Source organism: Hymenobacter jeollabukensis, assembly GCF_005771675.1.
Lineage (GTDB): Bacteria > Bacteroidota > Bacteroidia > Cytophagales > Hymenobacteraceae > Solirubrum > Solirubrum jeollabukense.
Genome location: NZ_VAJM01000015.1, coordinates 25,999 through 42,813, shown reverse-complemented (window position 1 = coordinate 42,813; position 16,815 = coordinate 25,999). Strand labels below are relative to the sequence as shown.

General features: G+C 62.7%; 19 protein-coding genes. 11 read left to right on the top strand and 8 right to left on the bottom strand.

Going from position 1 to position 16,815, the window contains the following annotated elements; translation table 11 throughout:
- Window positions 1–336: 336 nt before the first annotated feature.
- The 3 genes from FDY95_RS22230 (at window position 337) to FDY95_RS22225 (ending at window position 1,500) form a co-directional block, all read left to right on the top strand.
- A complete protein-coding gene (locus FDY95_RS22230) occupies window positions 337–636 on the top strand; it encodes a transposase (protein WP_138081160.1) in 300 nt (99 codons plus the stop codon).
- 322 nt (window positions 637–958) lie between these two features.
- Window positions 959–1,114 carry a hypothetical protein gene (locus tag FDY95_RS26865; protein WP_246074113.1) on the top strand — a complete coding sequence of 52 codons (156 nt, stop codon included), beginning with the start codon at window positions 959–961 and terminating at the stop codon, window positions 1,112–1,114.
- Window positions 1,063–1,500 carry a DDE-type integrase/transposase/recombinase gene (locus tag FDY95_RS22225; protein WP_246074111.1) on the top strand — a complete coding sequence of 146 codons (438 nt, stop codon included), beginning with the start codon at window positions 1,063–1,065 and terminating at the stop codon, window positions 1,498–1,500. The genes FDY95_RS26865 and FDY95_RS22225 overlap by 52 nt, the downstream gene beginning before the upstream one ends.
- Window positions 1,501–1,564: 64 nt before the next feature.
- Here the strand turns inward: FDY95_RS22225 and FDY95_RS22220 are convergent, their stop codons facing one another.
- The 6 genes from FDY95_RS22220 to FDY95_RS22195 all read right to left on the bottom strand — a co-directional run bounded on the left by FDY95_RS22220 (window position 1,565) and on the right by FDY95_RS22195 (window position 4,865).
- Complete coding sequence (locus FDY95_RS22220; protein ID WP_138081156.1) at window positions 1,565–1,861, bottom strand: hypothetical protein; 297 nt, start codon at window positions 1,859–1,861, stop codon at window positions 1,565–1,567.
- 79 nt (window positions 1,862–1,940) lie between these two features.
- Window positions 1,941–2,186: a hypothetical protein gene (locus FDY95_RS22215; protein WP_138081154.1), complete on the bottom strand. Its 246-nt coding sequence runs from the start codon at window positions 2,184–2,186 to the stop codon at window positions 1,941–1,943.
- A 73-nt stretch (window positions 2,187–2,259) separates the two neighbouring features.
- On the bottom strand, window positions 2,260–2,826 hold the full coding sequence (locus FDY95_RS22210) for a hypothetical protein (RefSeq protein ID WP_138081152.1): 567 nt from the start codon (window positions 2,824–2,826) through the stop codon (window positions 2,260–2,262).
- A gap of 237 nt (window positions 2,827–3,063) precedes the next feature.
- The gene (locus tag FDY95_RS22205) at window positions 3,064–3,459 is read right to left on the bottom strand and encodes a hypothetical protein (protein ID WP_138081150.1); all 396 of its coding nucleotides are present in this window, start codon (window positions 3,457–3,459) and stop codon (window positions 3,064–3,066) included.
- Between the two features lie 36 nt (window positions 3,460–3,495).
- Window positions 3,496–3,786 (bottom strand): hypothetical protein, encoded by a 291-nt coding sequence (locus FDY95_RS22200; protein WP_138081148.1) that lies wholly within the window; start codon window positions 3,784–3,786, stop codon window positions 3,496–3,498.
- A 71-nt stretch (window positions 3,787–3,857) separates the two neighbouring features.
- Entirely contained in the window at window positions 3,858–4,865 is a 1,008-nt protein-coding gene (locus FDY95_RS22195) for an ArdC family protein (protein ID WP_138081146.1), read from the bottom strand.
- A 445-nt stretch (window positions 4,866–5,310) separates the two neighbouring features.
- Here FDY95_RS22195 and FDY95_RS22190 point away from each other — a divergent pair, with 445 nt between their 5' ends.
- The 3 genes from FDY95_RS22190 to FDY95_RS22180 all read left to right on the top strand — a co-directional run bounded on the left by FDY95_RS22190 (window position 5,311) and on the right by FDY95_RS22180 (window position 7,992).
- The gene (locus FDY95_RS22190; protein WP_246074108.1) at window positions 5,311–5,730 is read left to right on the top strand and encodes a LexA family protein; all 420 of its coding nucleotides are present in this window, start codon (window positions 5,311–5,313) and stop codon (window positions 5,728–5,730) included.
- 2 nt (window positions 5,731–5,732) lie between these two features.
- Window positions 5,733–7,031 (top strand): Y-family DNA polymerase, encoded by a 1,299-nt coding sequence (locus tag FDY95_RS22185; RefSeq protein ID WP_138081142.1) that lies wholly within the window; start codon window positions 5,733–5,735, stop codon window positions 7,029–7,031.
- A 274-nt stretch (window positions 7,032–7,305) separates the two neighbouring features.
- Window positions 7,306–7,992, top strand: a complete 687-nt coding sequence (locus FDY95_RS22180) for a hypothetical protein (protein ID WP_138081140.1) — start codon at window positions 7,306–7,308, stop codon at window positions 7,990–7,992.
- A 277-nt stretch (window positions 7,993–8,269) separates the two neighbouring features.
- Here FDY95_RS22180 and FDY95_RS22175 read toward each other — a convergent pair whose 3' ends face one another.
- Both FDY95_RS22175 and FDY95_RS22170 read right to left on the bottom strand, forming a co-directional pair.
- Window positions 8,270–10,843 carry a toprim domain-containing protein gene (locus FDY95_RS22175; RefSeq protein ID WP_171025796.1) on the bottom strand — a complete coding sequence of 858 codons (2,574 nt, stop codon included), beginning with the start codon at window positions 10,841–10,843 and terminating at the stop codon, window positions 8,270–8,272.
- 87 nt (window positions 10,844–10,930) lie between these two features.
- Window positions 10,931–11,317: a hypothetical protein gene (locus FDY95_RS22170; RefSeq protein WP_138081136.1), complete on the bottom strand. Its 387-nt coding sequence runs from the start codon at window positions 11,315–11,317 to the stop codon at window positions 10,931–10,933.
- Window positions 11,318–11,565: 248 nt separating this feature from the next.
- On the opposite strand from FDY95_RS22170, the gene FDY95_RS22165 reads away from it, so the two are divergent.
- The 5 genes from FDY95_RS22165 to FDY95_RS22145 are packed head-to-tail and all read left to right on the top strand — an operon-like array spanning window position 11,566 to window position 16,767.
- Window positions 11,566–12,249, top strand: coding sequence for a hypothetical protein (locus tag FDY95_RS22165; protein ID WP_138081134.1), 684 nt, complete (start codon window positions 11,566–11,568; stop codon window positions 12,247–12,249).
- Window positions 12,250–12,306: 57 nt separating this feature from the next.
- Window positions 12,307–12,726, top strand: a complete 420-nt coding sequence (locus tag FDY95_RS22160) for a hypothetical protein (protein ID WP_138081132.1) — start codon at window positions 12,307–12,309, stop codon at window positions 12,724–12,726.
- Between the two features lie 6 nt (window positions 12,727–12,732).
- Window positions 12,733–13,059, top strand: a complete 327-nt coding sequence (locus FDY95_RS22155) for a hypothetical protein (protein WP_138081129.1) — start codon at window positions 12,733–12,735, stop codon at window positions 13,057–13,059.
- Window positions 13,028–15,643: a TraG/VirB4 family ATPase gene (locus tag FDY95_RS22150; protein ID WP_138081127.1), complete on the top strand. Its 2,616-nt coding sequence runs from the start codon at window positions 13,028–13,030 to the stop codon at window positions 15,641–15,643. Before FDY95_RS22155 ends, FDY95_RS22150 begins: the two co-directional genes overlap by 32 nt.
- A 2-nt stretch (window positions 15,644–15,645) precedes the next feature.
- Entirely contained in the window at window positions 15,646–16,767 is a 1,122-nt protein-coding gene (locus FDY95_RS22145) for a conjugal transfer protein TraG N-terminal domain-containing protein (protein WP_171025795.1), read from the top strand.
- The last annotated feature ends 48 nt before the right edge of the window (window positions 16,768–16,815 follow it).

Sequence of the window (16,815 nt, the reverse complement as noted above, 5' to 3'; positions counted from 1 at the left end):
AGAGTGCGCTTGGGAACGTGGCTATAGCTAAAAGTCAAACGAACCAGTACGTTGAGTTGGTAGTGGCTAGGTGCCCGGACAGTATGGTTAACAGCTCTCACCACATTACTGACTTACAGTCCCCCCCACTATTGGCAGCAGTGCCAACGACCCGCAGGTGCCGTTCATTACTGATAGCGCTAGCTTGGCATATGCCTTTTTCCACCAATCCTTCATGGTCGCGTTTCACGCCAGCGACATGACTTTGCCTGAAGCTTAATTCTTGTCATTGCCCGTTTCATTTTCTGAGGTGGTCTAACGCGAGCGGACACGGAGGAGTCTTACCTTTCCTTGCCGATGCCAGACCAGAAAGCACCTGACGGCCAGCCCGTCCCCCGCAAGAAATATACGCCCGCATTCAAAGCCGAGTGCGTGCGCCAAGTCGCCGCCGGTGCCCGCCAGAGCGATGTGGCCCGTGCTCAGGGCCTTTCCCCGGCGCTGCTGGGCCGCTGGCAACGCGCGGCGTTGGCGCAGGCCGTGCCCAGCAGCGCCGAACGCGACGAAATTAAGCGCCTGCGCGCCGAGCTAAAGCACGTGGAAACCGAGCGCGACATTTTAAAAAAAGCGGTGACCATCTTCGCGACGCCTCAGCCGTGAGCAAGTACCTGTTCGTCAATGCCCATGCCGGCACCTGGCCCGTCAGCGACCTGTACCGGGTGCTGGGCGCGAGCCGCGGCGGTTACTACCAATGGTGCACCGCCGTGCCCCTGCCGGCACCCACTTGGCAGCCCGCCGCCCAGCAGGCGCTTACGCGCCACACCGGGCCCTACGGCACCCGGCGTCTGCGCGCTGAGCTACAGGCCGAGGGCCACCGGGGGGCCGCTGTGCGTTGCGTGGCTAGCTGCGTGCCAGCGGGCAACGGGCGCTTAGCACCCGCCCCCAGCGGCCGCGCACCACGCAGGCCGATCCGGACGCGGTTGTGGCCGACAACCGGCTGCTGGGCCGGCCGGTCCCCACTGCCCCCGACCAGGTGTGGGTCGGGGACATCACCTACCTGCCGCTGGTGGGCGGCGCTGGTGCTACCTGGCCACGTGGCGCGACGCCTGCTCGCGCCGCGTGGTGGGCCAGCACCTAGCCGCGCAGATGCCTACGGAACTGGTGTTGGCGGCCCTGGAGCAGGCGCTGACGCTGCGCCAGCCCGCCCCGGGCCTCATCATCCATGCCGACCGCGGTAGCCAGTACACCAGTCACGCGTGCCGCCAGCGCATCCACGAGGCGGGAGCCGTCGCCAGCTACGCCCGGCCGGGCAACCCTTATGACAACGCCCAGGCCGAAGCTGGCTGGAGTAGCCTCAAAACCGAGTTACTGCTTCATATTGGCTCTTTTGTCAGTCTGGAGGAAGCACGCCTGGAAGTGGCCTACTACCTCGACACCTACTTCAACCTCGACCGCCGCCACTCCGCCCTGGGCTACCGCTCGCCCCACCAGTTCGAAACCGATCTTGCCCATCACCTACCTTAGCAACGTGTCCACCACAGGTAGACCACCCCAGGACATCGTCTAGCCTGACCCTGGACGAGGTTAGTCAGGCACCAGTGTCATCTACATCTGCCTGTGCAGCCTCGGCCCGCACGACGGCAAAGAGTTCCTCCTCCGACACCTGCAGCACCAGCGCCAGCTGCTGCAGTTCGCCCACAGTACAGGTAATAGGACTGCGCTTGCGGGTGTCGTAGGTGCGGGCCGACACCCCCCAGGCCTCCACGATGCGCTTACGCGTGCCAGATATCTTCAACAGCTCAGCCAGCGTGCTGACGCGGTGCACGCGCGGCGGGCTGGTCAGGGGTTCGGTAAAGGCTACAGTGGGGCTAGGTAATTTGGGCATGGAAGCAAGGCTAAAAAGGCACAGAATAAAGCGCGAAAGGTAGCCTGTTTACGTGCGGGGTGCTCACTTGATTTACGAATTACCTTTCCGGCTTTTCCTCCATGGCCAGGACCCGCTCTTCCCACTGCCCGCACTCGGTCACAGCCAGGGCCAGCCACTGCTCTAACCGTACTGCGTCTGTGCACTGGCAAATAAAGGCTTCCGCTGCCTGCCGGCGCACCGGCGCAATGGCCGGGTGCTGCAGGATGCAGCGCAGCTCCGCCCGCAGGGCCTCCAGCTTGCAGGTAAGGGCGGCAGCAGGGGGCATTTTCGGGGTAACGGGCATCGGCTTGGGTCAGTAGGAAGTGAGACGCGCAGTCAGGCAGCCGCTCCGGTATCGGAGCGGCTGCCAGCAGAACTTAGCGCAGCAGGTCAGACTTCATCAGCAGCACTGGCCCAGCCACCACGTCAACGGGCGCGTAGTGCTCCAGCGGATAGGTTTCGTACCACATAGCCGTGGTCAGCGGGTTGATGGGGCGCCGGCGGTCCTTGCCCTCGTCGTCAAACACGATAATATAGCCCTCGTAAGGCCCGTGCTGCGGGCAGTGCACGTCGATGTAAGTGGCTTCCAGCACGGCGTACAGCTGGGCTAAGCCAAAGCTTTTGCGGCCTTTCTCAGGGCGCACTTCGCGGGTGCTGCCGTCCACCCTCAGCAGCGTGGCGGCTCCCTCAGCAGGCAGCATGCCGGCGTGCTGGGTCTGGAAGAAAGCCCCCAGGTCCTGCCGGCTAGCGTAGGCCGTGCCACCTACTACCTGGAACGGGCCACCGTCGTAGCTCGTGGTGGGGAAAAGCTTGCCCGTGGTGCCGCACAGGGCCATAATCAGGGCGGGCTGGCCGGGCGCGGTGCGCAGAAACAGGCGGGGCGGCAGCGGTAAGTTAGCGCCCCCGGGCTTCACCAGCTCGGTGGTGTGCAGGCTGAAAAGCAATGATTTGGCGAGGGGTAAGCAGAGCGCGTTTTCCATGATATAAAGCTGATTTATTGAATGTTAATTCTATAGTAACAACATCACACCGCCTCCCGTCGTTCTCATTTTTAATCATTATTCGTATCATTTTGCTCTTTTATTTCGACCTTCTTTGCCCCGCTGCCCACCTGGAATGACACCCGAAAAAAAGCACCACCTGACTGGTTAGCGGCGCTTTAAGAAAAGCACTTGGAGCCGTTAGCCTCCCATACGGCTAGGAGCAGGCGGCTCCCCGGTAGGGCAGGGGCAGGAAAGGCGGCTGGTGGCGGGAGCTTCAGGCAAGGGCTCAAACCAGTCCCGGTAAGCCGTAGTCAGCAGGTCAGCTACAATGGCCAGGCGCGCGGTGTCGCCGGCGCGCAGTATCCAGATGTGGGAGCTGCCACAGCCGACTTCATAACCGGCGCCCAGGAGCTTCTTCACCGCCCCCGCCAGCCCGCGCAAATCGGTAGTGTGGGTATGAGCCTGCACGTGCTGGCGCAGGGCCTGCAGACGGTGCCGCTCCGCCGCATCAACGGGCTTTAACTCGATAGCCAGGTAAGCCTGCTGCGGCGGAAACGGGTCCGCCAGGGGAGTGGATTTTAAATGCTGGTTCACGGGATTTGTTAAAATGAGGAGTAGAAGGGGAATGGATTACAGCAAGAGCAGCGCAAACTGCCCGCCCTGCTGCTCACGGATGGTACGGACCGCCTCGCGGGCAACGGGCCGCAGGGCCTTTACCAGGGCCTCCAGCACCTGAAAGTCTTCCAGCGTTGCCACGCCCAACGACAGGCGCTCGGCTACTTCCAACGTCAGGCCTTCGAGGCTGAGGCCGTAGCCGCGCTGCTGCATGTCGGCTTCCACGTCGGTCAGCATCTCGGCTACCCGGGTACGGTACCGGTTCCAGTTGGGCTCCCCGAAAACGGGGGCTTCGCTTGCATTCATGGGGCGGTAGGGGAGAAATGAGTGAACCCAAGGCCGGGCGGGCCGCCGGAAACAGCGGCCCGCGGCGCGGCTCAGGCGGCGGCCAGCCAGCTGAGCTCCGCCTCCCGGTACTGCCGGCTGACTTCGTCTTCTTCGGCGGCGAATTCCAGCACGCGGGCAGGAGCCGGGGCCGGCACGGCCTCCCCTTCCTCCGGCAGGCCCAGAATCAGCCGAGTGGCGCGCTGGGCCTTGCTGGCGGCTTGCAGCACCAGCTTTTTATCGTTTTTCAGGCGCTCCAGCCATGACTGGATGTAGGCCACGGCATTGGGCTCGGTCATCTCGGGATTGAGGCCGGCGGCCGCGCATAGGAAGGAGGCGCCCATCTCCGCCGTCAGCTCCTCGCGGGCGTAGCTGGCTGATAGTTTGCCTTCGCCGGCGGTCAGGTCCGGGCGGTCCAACCGGGAGGCGTGGCCCGTGCTGTGGGTCAGCTCGTGAAACAGGGTAGCATAATAGCCTTCGGCCGTGGTAAAGGTGGTCCGCTCGGGCATGTTGACCATATCCAGCGCCGGGGAGTAGTAAGCGCGCTGGTGCCGGTGCTCAATGGCCGGGCGCTCCTCCCAGCCGCTCACAATGGCTTCCGCCGCTTCAATGGGCGTATGCGCGTGGCGCTCCACCGCCGGCAAATCAAATTCGATGCCTTCGATGTCTTCCACCGAAAACACGGTGTAGTACTTCAGAAAGGGAAGCTTTTCCTCCTTGCCGGTCTGCTCGTTCTCGCGCACCGATACGTTATAGTACACCACCGGATGCCCCTTGGCGCCCTTGCGCACGTTCCCACCCAGAGCCAGCGTCTGCTTGAACGTCAGGAAAAAGGGCAGCGCTCCGCTAAAGTGTAGCAGAAAGGCGTTGATGCCTGAGTAAGCGGCCCCCGTGGCGTAGTTGCGGGGCAGGCCGTACATCGCGCTCCACGGCTTGTGCCACGGAATCACGCCGCCTTCTAACGCGGACACAATCCGGTCAGTCACAATCTGATACACATCGGGGCGAGAAGTTGCGGCCGTGGCAGCTTTGCGGGGGGCGGGCTTGCGGGTCTTTTTCATAATAAAGCGCTGTTTTTGTGAGCGTTTCCTATATTATATAAACGAAAACAGCCGCCGCTAAGTTTACATTGTGCTCTTTATTTTATATCTTTTTGCTCTTTTTATTCAACCTTCTTTTCCCCACTGCCCCCTGCGAAAAAGCCCTCAAACAGCTGCTTCTTTCAACTGGTCAGCCTGCGGGCTGAGGAGTTGAAAAACCACTTTTTATAAGCGCAGGATGCCCCGACGCGGGCCTGATTTTGAGCCGGCTGGCGTTGGGGTCTGGTGTGGCCGGCGCGGTATTGGACAGCCAGAAACAGTTGAGCGAACGGATTTGACAACTACTATTTTTAGCCTTGTCATTACTAATTATATTAGCAGCGCGTATTATTGTGGACACGCCTACTCTATACCACCCATGCGCAACGTCGAATTAATCCCGGTCCAAGACTCCCAAACGCCTTTTTTGCTCCCGCTTTTCAGCTGTTCGGTATCCGCCGGCTTTCCCTCGCCTGCTTCCGATTACACCGACGAGCTCTTCGACTTGAACCGCCTGCTCTTGCGACACCCCGACGCCACCTACCTGGTGCGGGTGAGCGGGGAGAGCATGAAAAACGCCGAGATTCACGAAGGCGACCTGCTGGCTGTGGACAAGCAGATGGAGGCCGACCACAATCACATCGTGGTGGCCGTAGTGGACGGAGAATGCACCGTCAAGCGCCTGGTCTGTGAGCACGGTACCTGGTGGCTGAAGCCGGAAAATCCGGACTACCAACCCTGGGAGATTCACGACGCCGGTGCCGTGCGTATATGGAGCGTGGTCACCCACGTGTTGCACGAGCTGATTCCCGGCAAACTGGCGGCCCTGCTGCGCACCCGCGACTAGCCATGTACGCCTTAGTCGACTGCAACAACTTCTACGTCAGCTGCGAGCGGGTTTTTCAGCCCCGACTCGACGGCCGGCCAGTTGTTGTATTGAGCAATAATGATGGCTGTTTGATATCCCGGAGCGCGGAAGCCAAGGCCTTGGGCCTGCAGATGGGCGACCCGTACTTTCAGGTCAAACCCCTGCTGGAGCAGCACCAGGTGGCCGTGTTTTCCAGCAACTACGCGCTGTACGGCGACATGTCGCGCCGGGTGATGTGGTACCTGAGCCAGGTGGCGCCGGCCGTGGAAGTGTATTCCATCGACGAGGCCTTTCTGGACCTGCACGGCATGGAACGCTTCGTGGTTAACAGCCTGGAAAGCTTTGCCCGCACCGTGCGAGCCAACGTGCTGGCCCGCACCGGCATCCCGACCTGTGTGGGCATTGCGCCCACCAAGACGCTGGCCAAGCTGGCCAACCGCCTGGCCAAGAAGAACCCGGAGATGGGCGGCGTGTGCCACCTCGACACGGCAGAGCGCCGCCGCTGGACCCTGGAGCAGGTCGACGTGGAAGATGTCTGGGGCATTGGCCGGCAGTATGCCCAAAAGCTCTACACCGCCGGCATCACCACAGCCGCCGGGCTGGCGGGCTGCTCGGAAGCCTTTGCCCGCAAGCACCTGGGCGGGGTGGTGGGCGCCCGGCTGGTGCGCGAGCTGCAGGGTTACCCTTGCCAGGGGCTGGCCCCAAGCGAAGACGGCACCTTATCGCGCCGCACGCTGTGCGTATCGCGAACGTTTGGCCGGCCGCTCACGGACTTTCCCGACGTGACGGGCGCTGTCAGCGCGTTTGCCTCCCGGGCCGCGGAGAAGCTGCGCCGGCAGGGCGATGCGGCGCACCTAATGACCGTATTCCTGAGTAAGAGCCGCTTCGGTCTGGAACCGCCGCCCTATTCCTGCTCCGCCGTGCTCACCCTGCCCGTGGCCACTAACGACACCATTGAGCTGGTCCGCTTTGCCCGGGCGGCGCTCAAGCGCCTCTGGCAGCCGGGCAACCGTTACACCAAGGCCGGCGTGATACTCAACGGCCTGGAGCCGGAAGGACAAACCCAGCTCACGCTGTTTGAACCCGCGCCCGTTTCGGAAAAACGGGCCAAGCTGATGGCCGAGTTGGACGCACTGAACCGCCGCTTCGGCAAAGGCACCGTGAAACTGGCCTCGCTGGTGCTGCCGCCGGGCAAGGCGCAGGCACCCTGGGAAGGGCAAGCGCAGTGGCGTACGCCGCAGTACACCACCCGGTTGGAAGATTTGCTCTTGGTAGGATGAGCACTGTTTCGGACAATAGCCACCAGTGGCCGTAGCTACGGAACACTAGTCGGTTAGCATGCACGAAAACGCCCTGCAAAGCAGTTGCTCAGCAGGGCGTTTTAATGGTCGTAAGTCAGCTTACTTGACTGCTGCATAACAGATGCGCAGCCGGACGTCAATGTTCTTTAATGATGGGGGTACACAATGCCAAGCTTAAAGTCTAGCACACCCTGGTCGGCGGGTGCCAACGACTATTTTAGAGTTAAACACCAGACTCTAACCTACTACTGCTATGGCTAAACGCTACCAGGAACGCCCCAAGGACCCACTGCGGGTTCGGGACATGCTCTCCGACCTTACCTCGGCCCGCTCGGGACTGCTTAAACTTCGCGGGCAGGGCAAGGCCTACGACCCGCTTATTGATGAAATTCAAACCATGACTTGGCCATACCCCGTCAGCAAGGTCCTGCAGGAGAAGCTAGGCCTTACGGCTGGGAAGCTGCGCAAGCAGATTGAAACGCTCCACGGGGATTTCCTGACGGCCATTGAGGAGAACCCCGACGTGCTGCAGTTCACCCAGGTGGTGCACACGTTCTGCGCCCCTGGCTTCCGTGACTACCGGACTTTTCAATGCCGGCTCGCTGTCACGCCGCGCGTGGGCGATACCATTTACCTGCCGTTTCTGGCCGGCGTTACCGGCAGCGGGCGCTACTACGTGTACAGCATCGAGCACGAATACGAGGAAGATAAGGTGTGCATTACCGTGCACCTGAAAAACGGCATCTACAACCAGCACATGGCCTACCTAAAAGAGCAGGCACTCTTTGAGGGCAAGCTCGATTATGGGAAGATTATTGAGCTGGGTGACTATGGCATCGAGGATTACCTGCGTTCTCAATACGGGCCGCCCCGTCCTGCGCCCCCAGTGTACATTCCGGTCCCGGCACCTGCCAGCAAGCGCCGCAGGCGTAAATTCTAGCTGTCCTGCTCTCTTCTAACGGTCAGAAACAGGCTCCGCCACTTCAGGTACAGCTTCCGGTAATGCAAAGCGGCCGCCCGGGTAGGCGGCCGCTCCCCAGTCGCTTAGGCAACTCCAAGGAGTCACCAGACTTCCCTCAATGGAAACCGACCGGTAGGGGCGCCGCAACCGTTGCATCCAAGCCGAAGCCTAGACCCTCACTAAGCACCTACGATACGCGTCACCCTTAGCCAAAGAAAGCAGGAAAGCAGCGGATTGCCCCCTGCTACCGGTTACCTCATCGCTCCAGTTGCTGAGCTGGCTGCTTGGCCTCTAAGCTATGGCGGGCTGCCTCGTGCCGCTCCGCCCGGTCGCTGCTGTGCTCCACCAGTTGACTGCCGCGCTGCTCCGCCACGGCATCAAGCGTCTGGCTTATCTGCGTAATCTCGGGCTGGTCGGTGCGGTACGACACTTTCATCTCCGAGTATCGGATGCCTTGCTCATCGGTTGTGCTTTGTACGCTGCCTACCTTGGCCCCACTGGTTTCGACGGCTGCCTGCACGGCCTCGGCCTGACCTCGCTCGCCCGTAGTAAGGGCTGGTTCGTCCACCCGAATAATTACCTGCTTTTCGGTGCCTGACGTGTCGGCGCGAATGGCCTCGGGTGCAGCTGCACCAATCGCGGCATCCGGCTTGGCCGCCACGTCCAGACTCCGGTCGCGGTTGTGGGGCTGGAAGGGGGCAGCCTCGGCGGCCAGTTGCCGGGCAGCCCGGTCTTCGTCGCGCTCGACGACGCTTACCCCAGCGTACTGCTCCTTGTTGGCCACAGCGCGGGCATTGGTGTTGGTCACAATGGCGTGGATGATGGCAATATCCGGCTGGTCGTTGCGGTAAGTCATATCAAACTCTGCCCGCCGAATGCCCTGCTCATCTACCGTACTGCGCACGTCACTCGTGCGCATGGAGTAGCCGGAGTTGTCCAGAATAGCTTTCCAGGCCTCCGCGCGGCCGGTGGCGCCCGGCTCCAGCTCGTCAATCTTCCACGTTGCCGTTTTCACTTCAGCGGCATCAACCACGGGGGCCGGCCCGGCAACCGTCGCGGCAAAGCGGGCCCGGTCGCGCAGTTCCTCACGCTCGGCTTCGTCGACTTTGCGGCCGGCGGGCGGCGGGTTGTCGTGGATATACTCCTTCAGCAGCACCAGCCCGGCATCTTTGGCGTGCACAAACTGCGCCGTGTGCTCGGCGGCTTCCTGCTCGCTGCGGTAGGAGCGCGCTGGACGTTGCTGTTCTTCAGCTGCAGCGGCTCCAAGCACAGCTTGATTAAAGCGCTGGTCGTTCCGCTCGCGCTCCTGCTGCGCTTCCGGGGTATTCTCCTGCTCCCGTTGCGCTTGTCGCTCCAGGGCCCGCTGCTCGCGCTCCTGGCGCTGGGCTTCGGCCAGGCGCTGCTGGCCCTCCGACTCGCGCTGCTGCTCCTCGCGCTGAGCCGCAGCCCGGATTTGCTCGGCGCTCAGGCCTTGGCTGGTGTACTCCAGCTCCTTGTTGAAGTCCTTGGCCAGCGGGTAGTCCACGCGCAGAAAACTATCCTGCTGGCGCTCGACCTCCGGGCGCTGTTGCTCCCGCTGCTGGTATAGCTCCTGGGCCACGACTTCCAGCTGGGCCGTGTCGGCCCGGGCCACGGTCAGGCGCACGATGGTGGCCTGCTCGGTGCTGCGCTGCACTTCCACGGCAAGCGAAGGGCCGTCCTGCTGGGTCTGGTTGATGTGGTCTACCCGCTCGCGAAGCTGCTGCACCTGGCCGGCGCGCTGTTCGGCCGAGTCGTGGTGAAAAGTCACCTTGAGGCTGGTGTGGTACTTGTCGCTAGTAGCGTGCCACTCCACCGGCCGTGAGGCCTCGCGGTAGGCTTCCTGCTCGGCCACCGACACCATCGGCCGGGCCGGCTGCAGCTCGTTGAGGTAATTAATGTTGAACTGGCGGCCGCCGGCGTCGCGGTCGTTGGCCAGCACCACCTCCCGGGGCTGCTGCTTGTCGATGACGCGCTGAATCAGGGCCACCTGCGCCTCGGTGGGCGTGCCGCTGGTAGCAATGTAGAGCGTGTTCTTGGGGTCCTGTCCGTGCTTGAGCTGGAAGTGAGAAAGCGAATCGATGGCCGACTCGCTCACCACCACGCGCTCCACCTGCGTGTCCTTGCCCTCGGTGGGGTGCGACACCCAGATGCCGTTTTTGGGCAGGGGCAGCAGGCTTTTGTAGTGCTCGTTCTTCTGCTCGACGCTGGCCAGCCCGTGCTCGTTGTAGAGGGGGAAGGCCGTGTTTTTGTGCTCGTTCTGCTGCGCGGTGAAGATGCGCCCCTGAAAGGCCGGGTTATCCAGCGTCTCGTCGGTAATGCCGCGCCCGTGCAGGTAGCTGCGGTCGGTGAGTTCTTTATTGACGCCCAGCACCTCGGAAATCAGCCGGGTACGACGCTCCTCCTCGGCCTGCCGGGCCGCCTGCTCCAGGTCGCCCACCGGCAGGCTGCTGAGCCGTACGGGTTCGGGCGGGGTGGCGTACACCCGCGCCGGGGCAGGGGCGCCGTCGAGGTATTCGCGCAATTGCTGGCGCACCTGGCCCAGGTTGAGGCCGTGGCCGTTGCCGCCCCGGGTTTTGGCAAAGTCGATGATGGAGCCCGCGTCGCGGTCGTCGCCGGTGTTCAGGTACACCTGATGGTCGCCCTTGCGGGTGACGATGACGTGCTCATCGTCTTTGACCAGGTGGTGCCAGTCACCACGGCGGCCTTCCTTCTTGATGGTGTAGCCCTGGCGCTGGGCGTAGTCAACCAAGTCAATGTCGCGCTTGAAGCGGTCGAGCTCGGTAGGGTCGTTTTCCCGGGGTGCGTTCATGGGGTGGGCTGGGGGAGTGGAGCCGGACAGCTCCATCTCCTTGCCAGCACCCGGGGGCGGGGCCCCAAGCAGGAAAGCTATCCGGGGTTAGGTGGTCGGCGGCGAACTGCCGGCGCGCTGTGCGGTCGTGTCGAAGAAGGCCAGCTGCTCGCGGAATTGGGCTAACAGCTCGCTGCCGCCGAACACGTACTGGTTGGCACCGCTGCCGATGTCGATGCGCACAATTTCTGTGGGCACGCCCAGGGCGCGCAGCACCTTTTGCACGAGGCGGGGCTCGTCGCGCTTGAGCTTGCCATTCTTCAGGTTGACGACGTTGGTATAAGTCAGGCCATGTTGGGCACAAAAAGCGGTTAACTCACCCTGAGGCAGGGCTTTAAGACGAAACTGCACGTAGCGCAGGCACTCCGAATAGGGCGCGGACAGGCTAAGGTCAGGAAACCCCAACGGGGTGGCTAGATGGTCAGATGACGACATGCGAGGAGGTGTGCTGCTGGGGGCAGTAGGGGCTAAAAAATCGGAGCAATACTCCAAAGGACGCAAACCACGGCTACAAGATGCCATGCCCTCCGGGAAAAACTCAAATCTTCTATTTACCACCGATTGCCGTGTCGCAACCGGCAACACTCCACCTCACGGATAGTCGCTTCATACGACCAAGTAATTTTTAAGTTTTCACTAACTTTTTACTAACACCACAATGCATCCTGCCGTAAGGGGGCGGTATGCGTTCTGGTATACTCTTGTTGGTGGTTGTTCTGGCCCTGGCCGCGTTGGCGGCGCTGCTGTGGTGGCGCTTTAAGGGTAGCGGTCTGCCGGCGGCTCCTGCCGCGACGGCCACCCGCAACCATCATTCCCTGCGCACCTTCCACTACGCACCTTCCAGCGCTATCCCCAAAGCTGCGGTATCAGTAGAGGCTGCCGCAACGGGTGCGGCCCTGGCTAGCCTGCTGCCCCCGGAAGACCTCGAAGCCCCGGCGGCGGGCCAGTTGCCGGAAGAAGCCGTCACTGCGGCCAGCGAGGTCGACAGCCCGCAGGTACCCCAGCCGGATGAGCTGAATGCCACCGCTGGGCCGGCAACAGAAGAAACGCCTCGGCCGGCCTCCATTCGCCACGCGGCTGGCGCTGTTGCCGTGCTGCTGGACGCGGTGGACGAGTCTCCCAGCAACGTATCGCCCGACGCTCAAACCGCCTCAGACCCGGATGAAGAGCCGGCCGAAGCGCTGTTTCACAACCCCATCACCGCGCCGGCCCCCACGGCCAACGACCAGGCCAACCGCGCCGCCGAAATCGCCTTGCGCCAGCAGCGGCGGGCCCGCATGAACAAGGACGCAGCCGCGCAGCGCGCCGCCCTCAATGACCTGTTCCCCGGCACCGGCAGCCCCGTGCCCACTGCCAAGCCTTCCTAACCGTCACACCTGCTTTTCGGGGAGATAAGCGCCCTGTTTCCATCCACCCTCCTTTCTATGCTAACCAACCTTCTTTCCCGGGCCCGTACCCACGCCCTAGCGGCAACTGAAACGATGCACTCGCTGGCCGCGGCCGGCCGGACTTACCAGCCTTCCAAAACCGAGCAGCGCGTGGCGGCCCTGCTCACCACCCTGACCCTGGCCACCAGCCCGGCCCGCGCCCAGCTGGGCGGCGGGGGCGCCGCGGCGGCGCTCGAAGGCGTGCAGGAAACTGTCGTAGGCATCGTGCAGGTCATTTTCGCCATCGTGCTCATCGTGGGCCTGATTCGGGTGGTGATGAAGTTCGTGCAGGGCGCACCCGACGCGCTGGGCTCCCTGGGCTGGCTCGTGGGCGGCGTGATTCTGTGGTTCGGCTTCCAGCTGTTCAAGGACGATTTGGTCAGCGCCGTGGGCGGCGGGGACGGAGGCGTACGCTAACCGGCCATGCGCTCCTACAAATCCATTGAGCGGCCCGCGCAGGTGCTGGGCATGAACATTCAGGACCTGGGCATCATGGTCGGCCTGTTCATCGGCTCGGTGCTGCTGCTCGGCTTTCTGGGCATGGCCGTTAAGATTCCGCGCCTAGTGTACCTGCTCGTCATCCTGGTGGAGCTGGGCCTGATTCTGGGCCTGCGCTACCTGAGCAAGCGGCAGGCGCCCGGCTTTCTGATGGGCTGGCTCTCCTTCACCTTCATACAGCCCCGCCGCCTGGCGGTGGGGCCCCTTCCCACCCCCAACCATGACCAAAAAGCCCAAAACGGCCGCGCTTAACGCCGTGATGCCCGTGCACAGCTTCGAGGGCGACAAGGTGGTCTTCAAGGACGGCCGCGTTGCGGTAGGCTTCCGCGTGGAGCCCGCCGAGATGGAGAGCTGGACCTCGGACGACTACGAGGCCTTCCAGACCGCGCTGGTGGGCGTACTGCGGCCCCTGCCGGTAGGCACCATCGTGCAGAAAACCGACATCTATTATGACCGCCCCTATCGCGAGGACAAAACCCAGCAGACCTACTTCGAAAACAAGATGAACAAGCACTTCTTCGAGCGGCTGGTGCTGTTCCAGAAGTCCTACCTGTTCCTCTCCTTCGCCCCGGTAGCCGTGAAGTCGCCCAAGACCAATGCCGTAAATGCCCTGGTGGCCCGCGCCGGCGAGGCCGTGCTCAAAAACCCGTTTGCCCAGCTCGTGCACACACTCGAAGCGGCCGAAAGCGGCGCCGTGGAATTTATTCAGGGCATCAAGAACCTGGGCGGCGTGACCTTCGAGCGGCTGGCCAGCGCGGAGATTCACCAGCTCTACCTGCAGTACTTCAACCTCAACTTCGACGGCCAGCCCACCCGGCAGGAGCGCGAAATCGGCAACGACCTGGGCACCTTCAGCGTGGGCGAGCAGAAGGTGAACGTGCTGTCGATGGTGGGGCAGGGTTCCGACGCCTACCCGGCCGTGCGCAACTCCTACGGGGTGACGGCGCCGATGCTCTACCCGCTCACCCACATCCTGCAGTGCCCGCACGTGCTCACCCAGGCCCTGCTCATTCAGGACACCCGCGCCGAGCTCAGCTCGCTGGATACCGACCGCAAGCTCAACGCCTCCCTTTCGTTTCTGGCCACGCAGGACAACCACCTGCGCGCGGCCGAAGTCGAGGAGTTCACCGCCGAGGTGCGGGCCGAAAACAAGCAGATTGTGGGCCTGCACCTGAGCTGCGTGCTCTGGGACACGAATGACACGAGCCGGCGCGAGAACGTGGAGCGAGCCACCGCGGCCTTTCGCTACATGTTCGGCACGGAAAGCGTGGTCGAAAGCTACCTAGCGCTGCCCGTCTTCTTCGGCCTGCTGCCCGGCAACGCCTGGCAGGTACCGGACCGCTGGCTGACGAGCACCGCCGACCGCGGCGCCTGCTACTCCCACTGGACGGCCACCTACAAAACCGACCCGGTGGGCGAGTACCTCACCGATCGGTTCCGCAACCTAGTACAGGTAAACCTCTTCAACACGGCCCTGGACAACCAGAACGCCATTGTCATCGGGCCCTCGGGCTCAGGCAAGAGCTACACCTTCGGCAACCTGATTGTGCAGCGCTTCGAGAAGGGCGCCCGGCAAATCATCATGGACGTGGGCGGCACCTACCGCAACGTGCTGCAGTCGCTCAACGGCGAAGACTTCGATAACACCTATTTCGAATACGACCCGCAGCGCCCCATCGAATTTAACCCCTTCGTGGTGCCACGCGACGCGGCGGGCAAGTGGCTCTACAACGACGAGAAAACCAACTTTCACCTGGCCCTGCTGGCCGCGCTCTGGAAGGGGGGCAAGGACACGGCCCTGGATAAGTCGGAGCGCACCATTCTCTCGCGCTTTCTGATTGAGTACTACGCCTGCCTCAACGAGAGCCCGCGCCTGAACCAGAAGGACGAGGAGTTTCCCGGCATGGAAAGCTTCTACCGCTTCGTGGAGGGCTACGACCAGGAAATGCAGAAGCCGGTGGCCGTGCCGGGGGAGGGCGTAGAGCCCGACCCGCTGGATGGCGCCCGCCGGCAGTACCAGAAAAACCTGAAGTACATCGACATGCACCAGTTCTTCCTGGTGCTGGGCCAGTACATAACCGGCGGCCGCTACGAGCGGGTGCTCAACGCCAAGCGCGACGTGGATTTGTCGGAGTACCGGCTCATCTGCTTTGACCTGGCCAAGGTGCAGGCCGACCCCGACCTCTACCCGGTGGTGGCCATGCTCATCACCGAGCTGAGCCTGGATTTGTTCCGCAAGTTTCCCGACGACATCAAGTACATCGCCCTGGACGAGGCCTGGACCATGCTTTCGGGCGTGCTCTCCGAGTTCATCGAGTCGATGTACCGCACCATCCGCAAAACCAACGGCTCGGTCACCATCATCACCCAGGGCATCACCGAGATTACCAGCAGCAAAATCGGGCCGGCCATCATCAACAACTCGGCCACCAAGATTATCCTGCGCCACGTCAACCCCGACTCGCTGGCGCAGCTGCAGGCCCCGCTGGGCCTGACCGGCCACGAGATGGATTTGATTAAGTCGGTGCGCTCCACCGAGGCCCTGCGCGAGTTTTTCATCAAGCAGGGCGCCAAGGGGAAGGTGTTTGCGCTGGAAGCCTCGCCCCAGCTCGATGCCATCCTGACCTCCAAGCCAGTGGAGCGCAACCACCTCAACAAGCTGGTCAAGTTCTACCAGCAGACCCAGCAGCGGCCCAAAACCGACAGGAACGGCCACGTGCTGCTCAACGCCGAGGGGCAGATAGAATACGAGCCCGTGCGGGTGCAGCGCCTGGACTACGCCGTCGACCAGTTTGTGGAAGATAAACAGGCCCGCAAAGGGGCCCTGAGCCGATGAGTATGCTGGCAATGGTAGCCTACGGCATCGACCCGGGCTTTCTGCGGGCCTGCGACCAGACCCTGCAGGTGGTGCTCACCGCCTGCCGCTTCATCACGCCCTCGCTGATGGGCATTGCGCTGCTCTACACCATCGGACGCGGCTTTATCTCGGGCAGCGGGCTGGCCATGGACTGGGGGCCGATTATCAAGGCCACCTGGATATTCTTTCTGCTCTTCTTCTACCAGACGCTGGTGGACACGCTGGGAGCGGGCCTGGCCGCCTTTACGGCCATGTTCTCCACTGATAAATCGGCCGCGGAAGCCATTCGGGACCTGACCACGCCGGCCGCGGTAGCCGCGGCGGCGCGCAACGACTCCATGGGCATTGGCGACATCGTGGCCGGCGCCAGTTCGCTGATGACCAGCATTTCCCAGACGCTGAACTCGTTCACGCTCTCGGGCATCCTGACCAAGCTGTTCACCGCGACGGCGGTGCTCATCATCCGCCACATCATGCAGTTTATCCAGCAGTTCATCCTGGGTTTTCTGTACGTGTGCGGGCCAATTGCCATGACCCTGTCGGTGATTCCGGCCTTTGGGCAGCTGGCCATGAAGTGGCTGCAGAATTTCCTGGCCGTGCAGCTCTGGGGCCTCACGTTTGTGCTGCTCGACACCATCTACAGCTTTTATGCCGAAACGGCGCAGGCCCCCAACGGCCTGTTCAGCGGCATTACCAACGGCCCGCAGCAGTCGGTGGACGATGAGAAGTTCATGGTCATGTCGGTGGCCTTCGTGCTGCTCTACGTGATGGTGCCCTACCTCACCTCCATGTTCATCGGCTCCTCGGCCGTGCAAGGCTTCGTGGGCTCCATGGTTGGCTCGGCCGTGGGTGCCGCGACGGCCGTGGCCGGCGTAGCCTCGCCCGGGGGTGGGGGCCTGTCGAGCGCCGTGGGCCGGGCCCTCAGCAACGGCGGCAACCGTGGCGGGGGAGGGGGACATAGCCCCGGTGGGGGAGGCACGGCCAGCACCGGCGACTCGGGTGAATCCGCGGCATCGGCTTCCTCGGGCCTGCCCACCATCACCATGTCGGAAGCGCTGAACCCGTCCTACCGTCAGAGGGCCTCGGGCATCTGGACCAAATAACCCATTCCCTGACTTCCTATCCATGAAGAATCTTCCGCTATTCATCGC

Bases quoted from the DNA above. Each gene is read 5' to 3' on its own strand.
- FDY95_RS22155 (WP_138081129.1), top strand. From the start codon at position 12,733: ATGCGCTCCTACAAATCCATTGAGCGGCCCGCGCAGGTGCTGGGCATG.
- FDY95_RS22185 (WP_138081142.1), top strand. From the start codon at position 5,733: ATGTACGCCTTAGTCGACTGCAACAACTTCTACGTCAGCTGCGAGCGG.
- FDY95_RS22220 (WP_138081156.1), bottom strand. From the start codon at position 1,861: ATGCCCAAATTACCTAGCCCCACTGTAGCCTTTACCGAACCCCTGACC.
- FDY95_RS22195 (WP_138081146.1), bottom strand. From the start codon at position 4,865: ATGAAAAAGACCCGCAAGCCCGCCCCCCGCAAAGCTGCCACGGCCGCA.
- FDY95_RS22230 (WP_138081160.1), top strand. From the start codon at position 337: ATGCCAGACCAGAAAGCACCTGACGGCCAGCCCGTCCCCCGCAAGAAA.
- FDY95_RS22200 (WP_138081148.1), bottom strand. From the start codon at position 3,786: ATGAATGCAAGCGAAGCCCCCGTTTTCGGGGAGCCCAACTGGAACCGG.
- FDY95_RS22215 (WP_138081154.1), bottom strand. From the start codon at position 2,186: ATGCCCGTTACCCCGAAAATGCCCCCTGCTGCCGCCCTTACCTGCAAG.
- FDY95_RS22160 (WP_138081132.1), top strand. From the start codon at position 12,307: ATGCTAACCAACCTTCTTTCCCGGGCCCGTACCCACGCCCTAGCGGCA.
- FDY95_RS22150 (WP_138081127.1), top strand. From the start codon at position 13,028: ATGACCAAAAAGCCCAAAACGGCCGCGCTTAACGCCGTGATGCCCGTG.
- FDY95_RS22170 (WP_138081136.1), bottom strand. From the start codon at position 11,317: ATGTCGTCATCTGACCATCTAGCCACCCCGTTGGGGTTTCCTGACCTT.
- FDY95_RS22165 (WP_138081134.1), top strand. From the start codon at position 11,566: ATGCGTTCTGGTATACTCTTGTTGGTGGTTGTTCTGGCCCTGGCCGCG.
- FDY95_RS22180 (WP_138081140.1), top strand. From the start codon at position 7,306: ATGGCTAAACGCTACCAGGAACGCCCCAAGGACCCACTGCGGGTTCGG.
- FDY95_RS22175 (WP_171025796.1), bottom strand. From the start codon at position 10,843: ATGAACGCACCCCGGGAAAACGACCCTACCGAGCTCGACCGCTTCAAG.
- FDY95_RS22145 (WP_171025795.1), top strand. From the start codon at position 15,646: ATGCTGGCAATGGTAGCCTACGGCATCGACCCGGGCTTTCTGCGGGCC.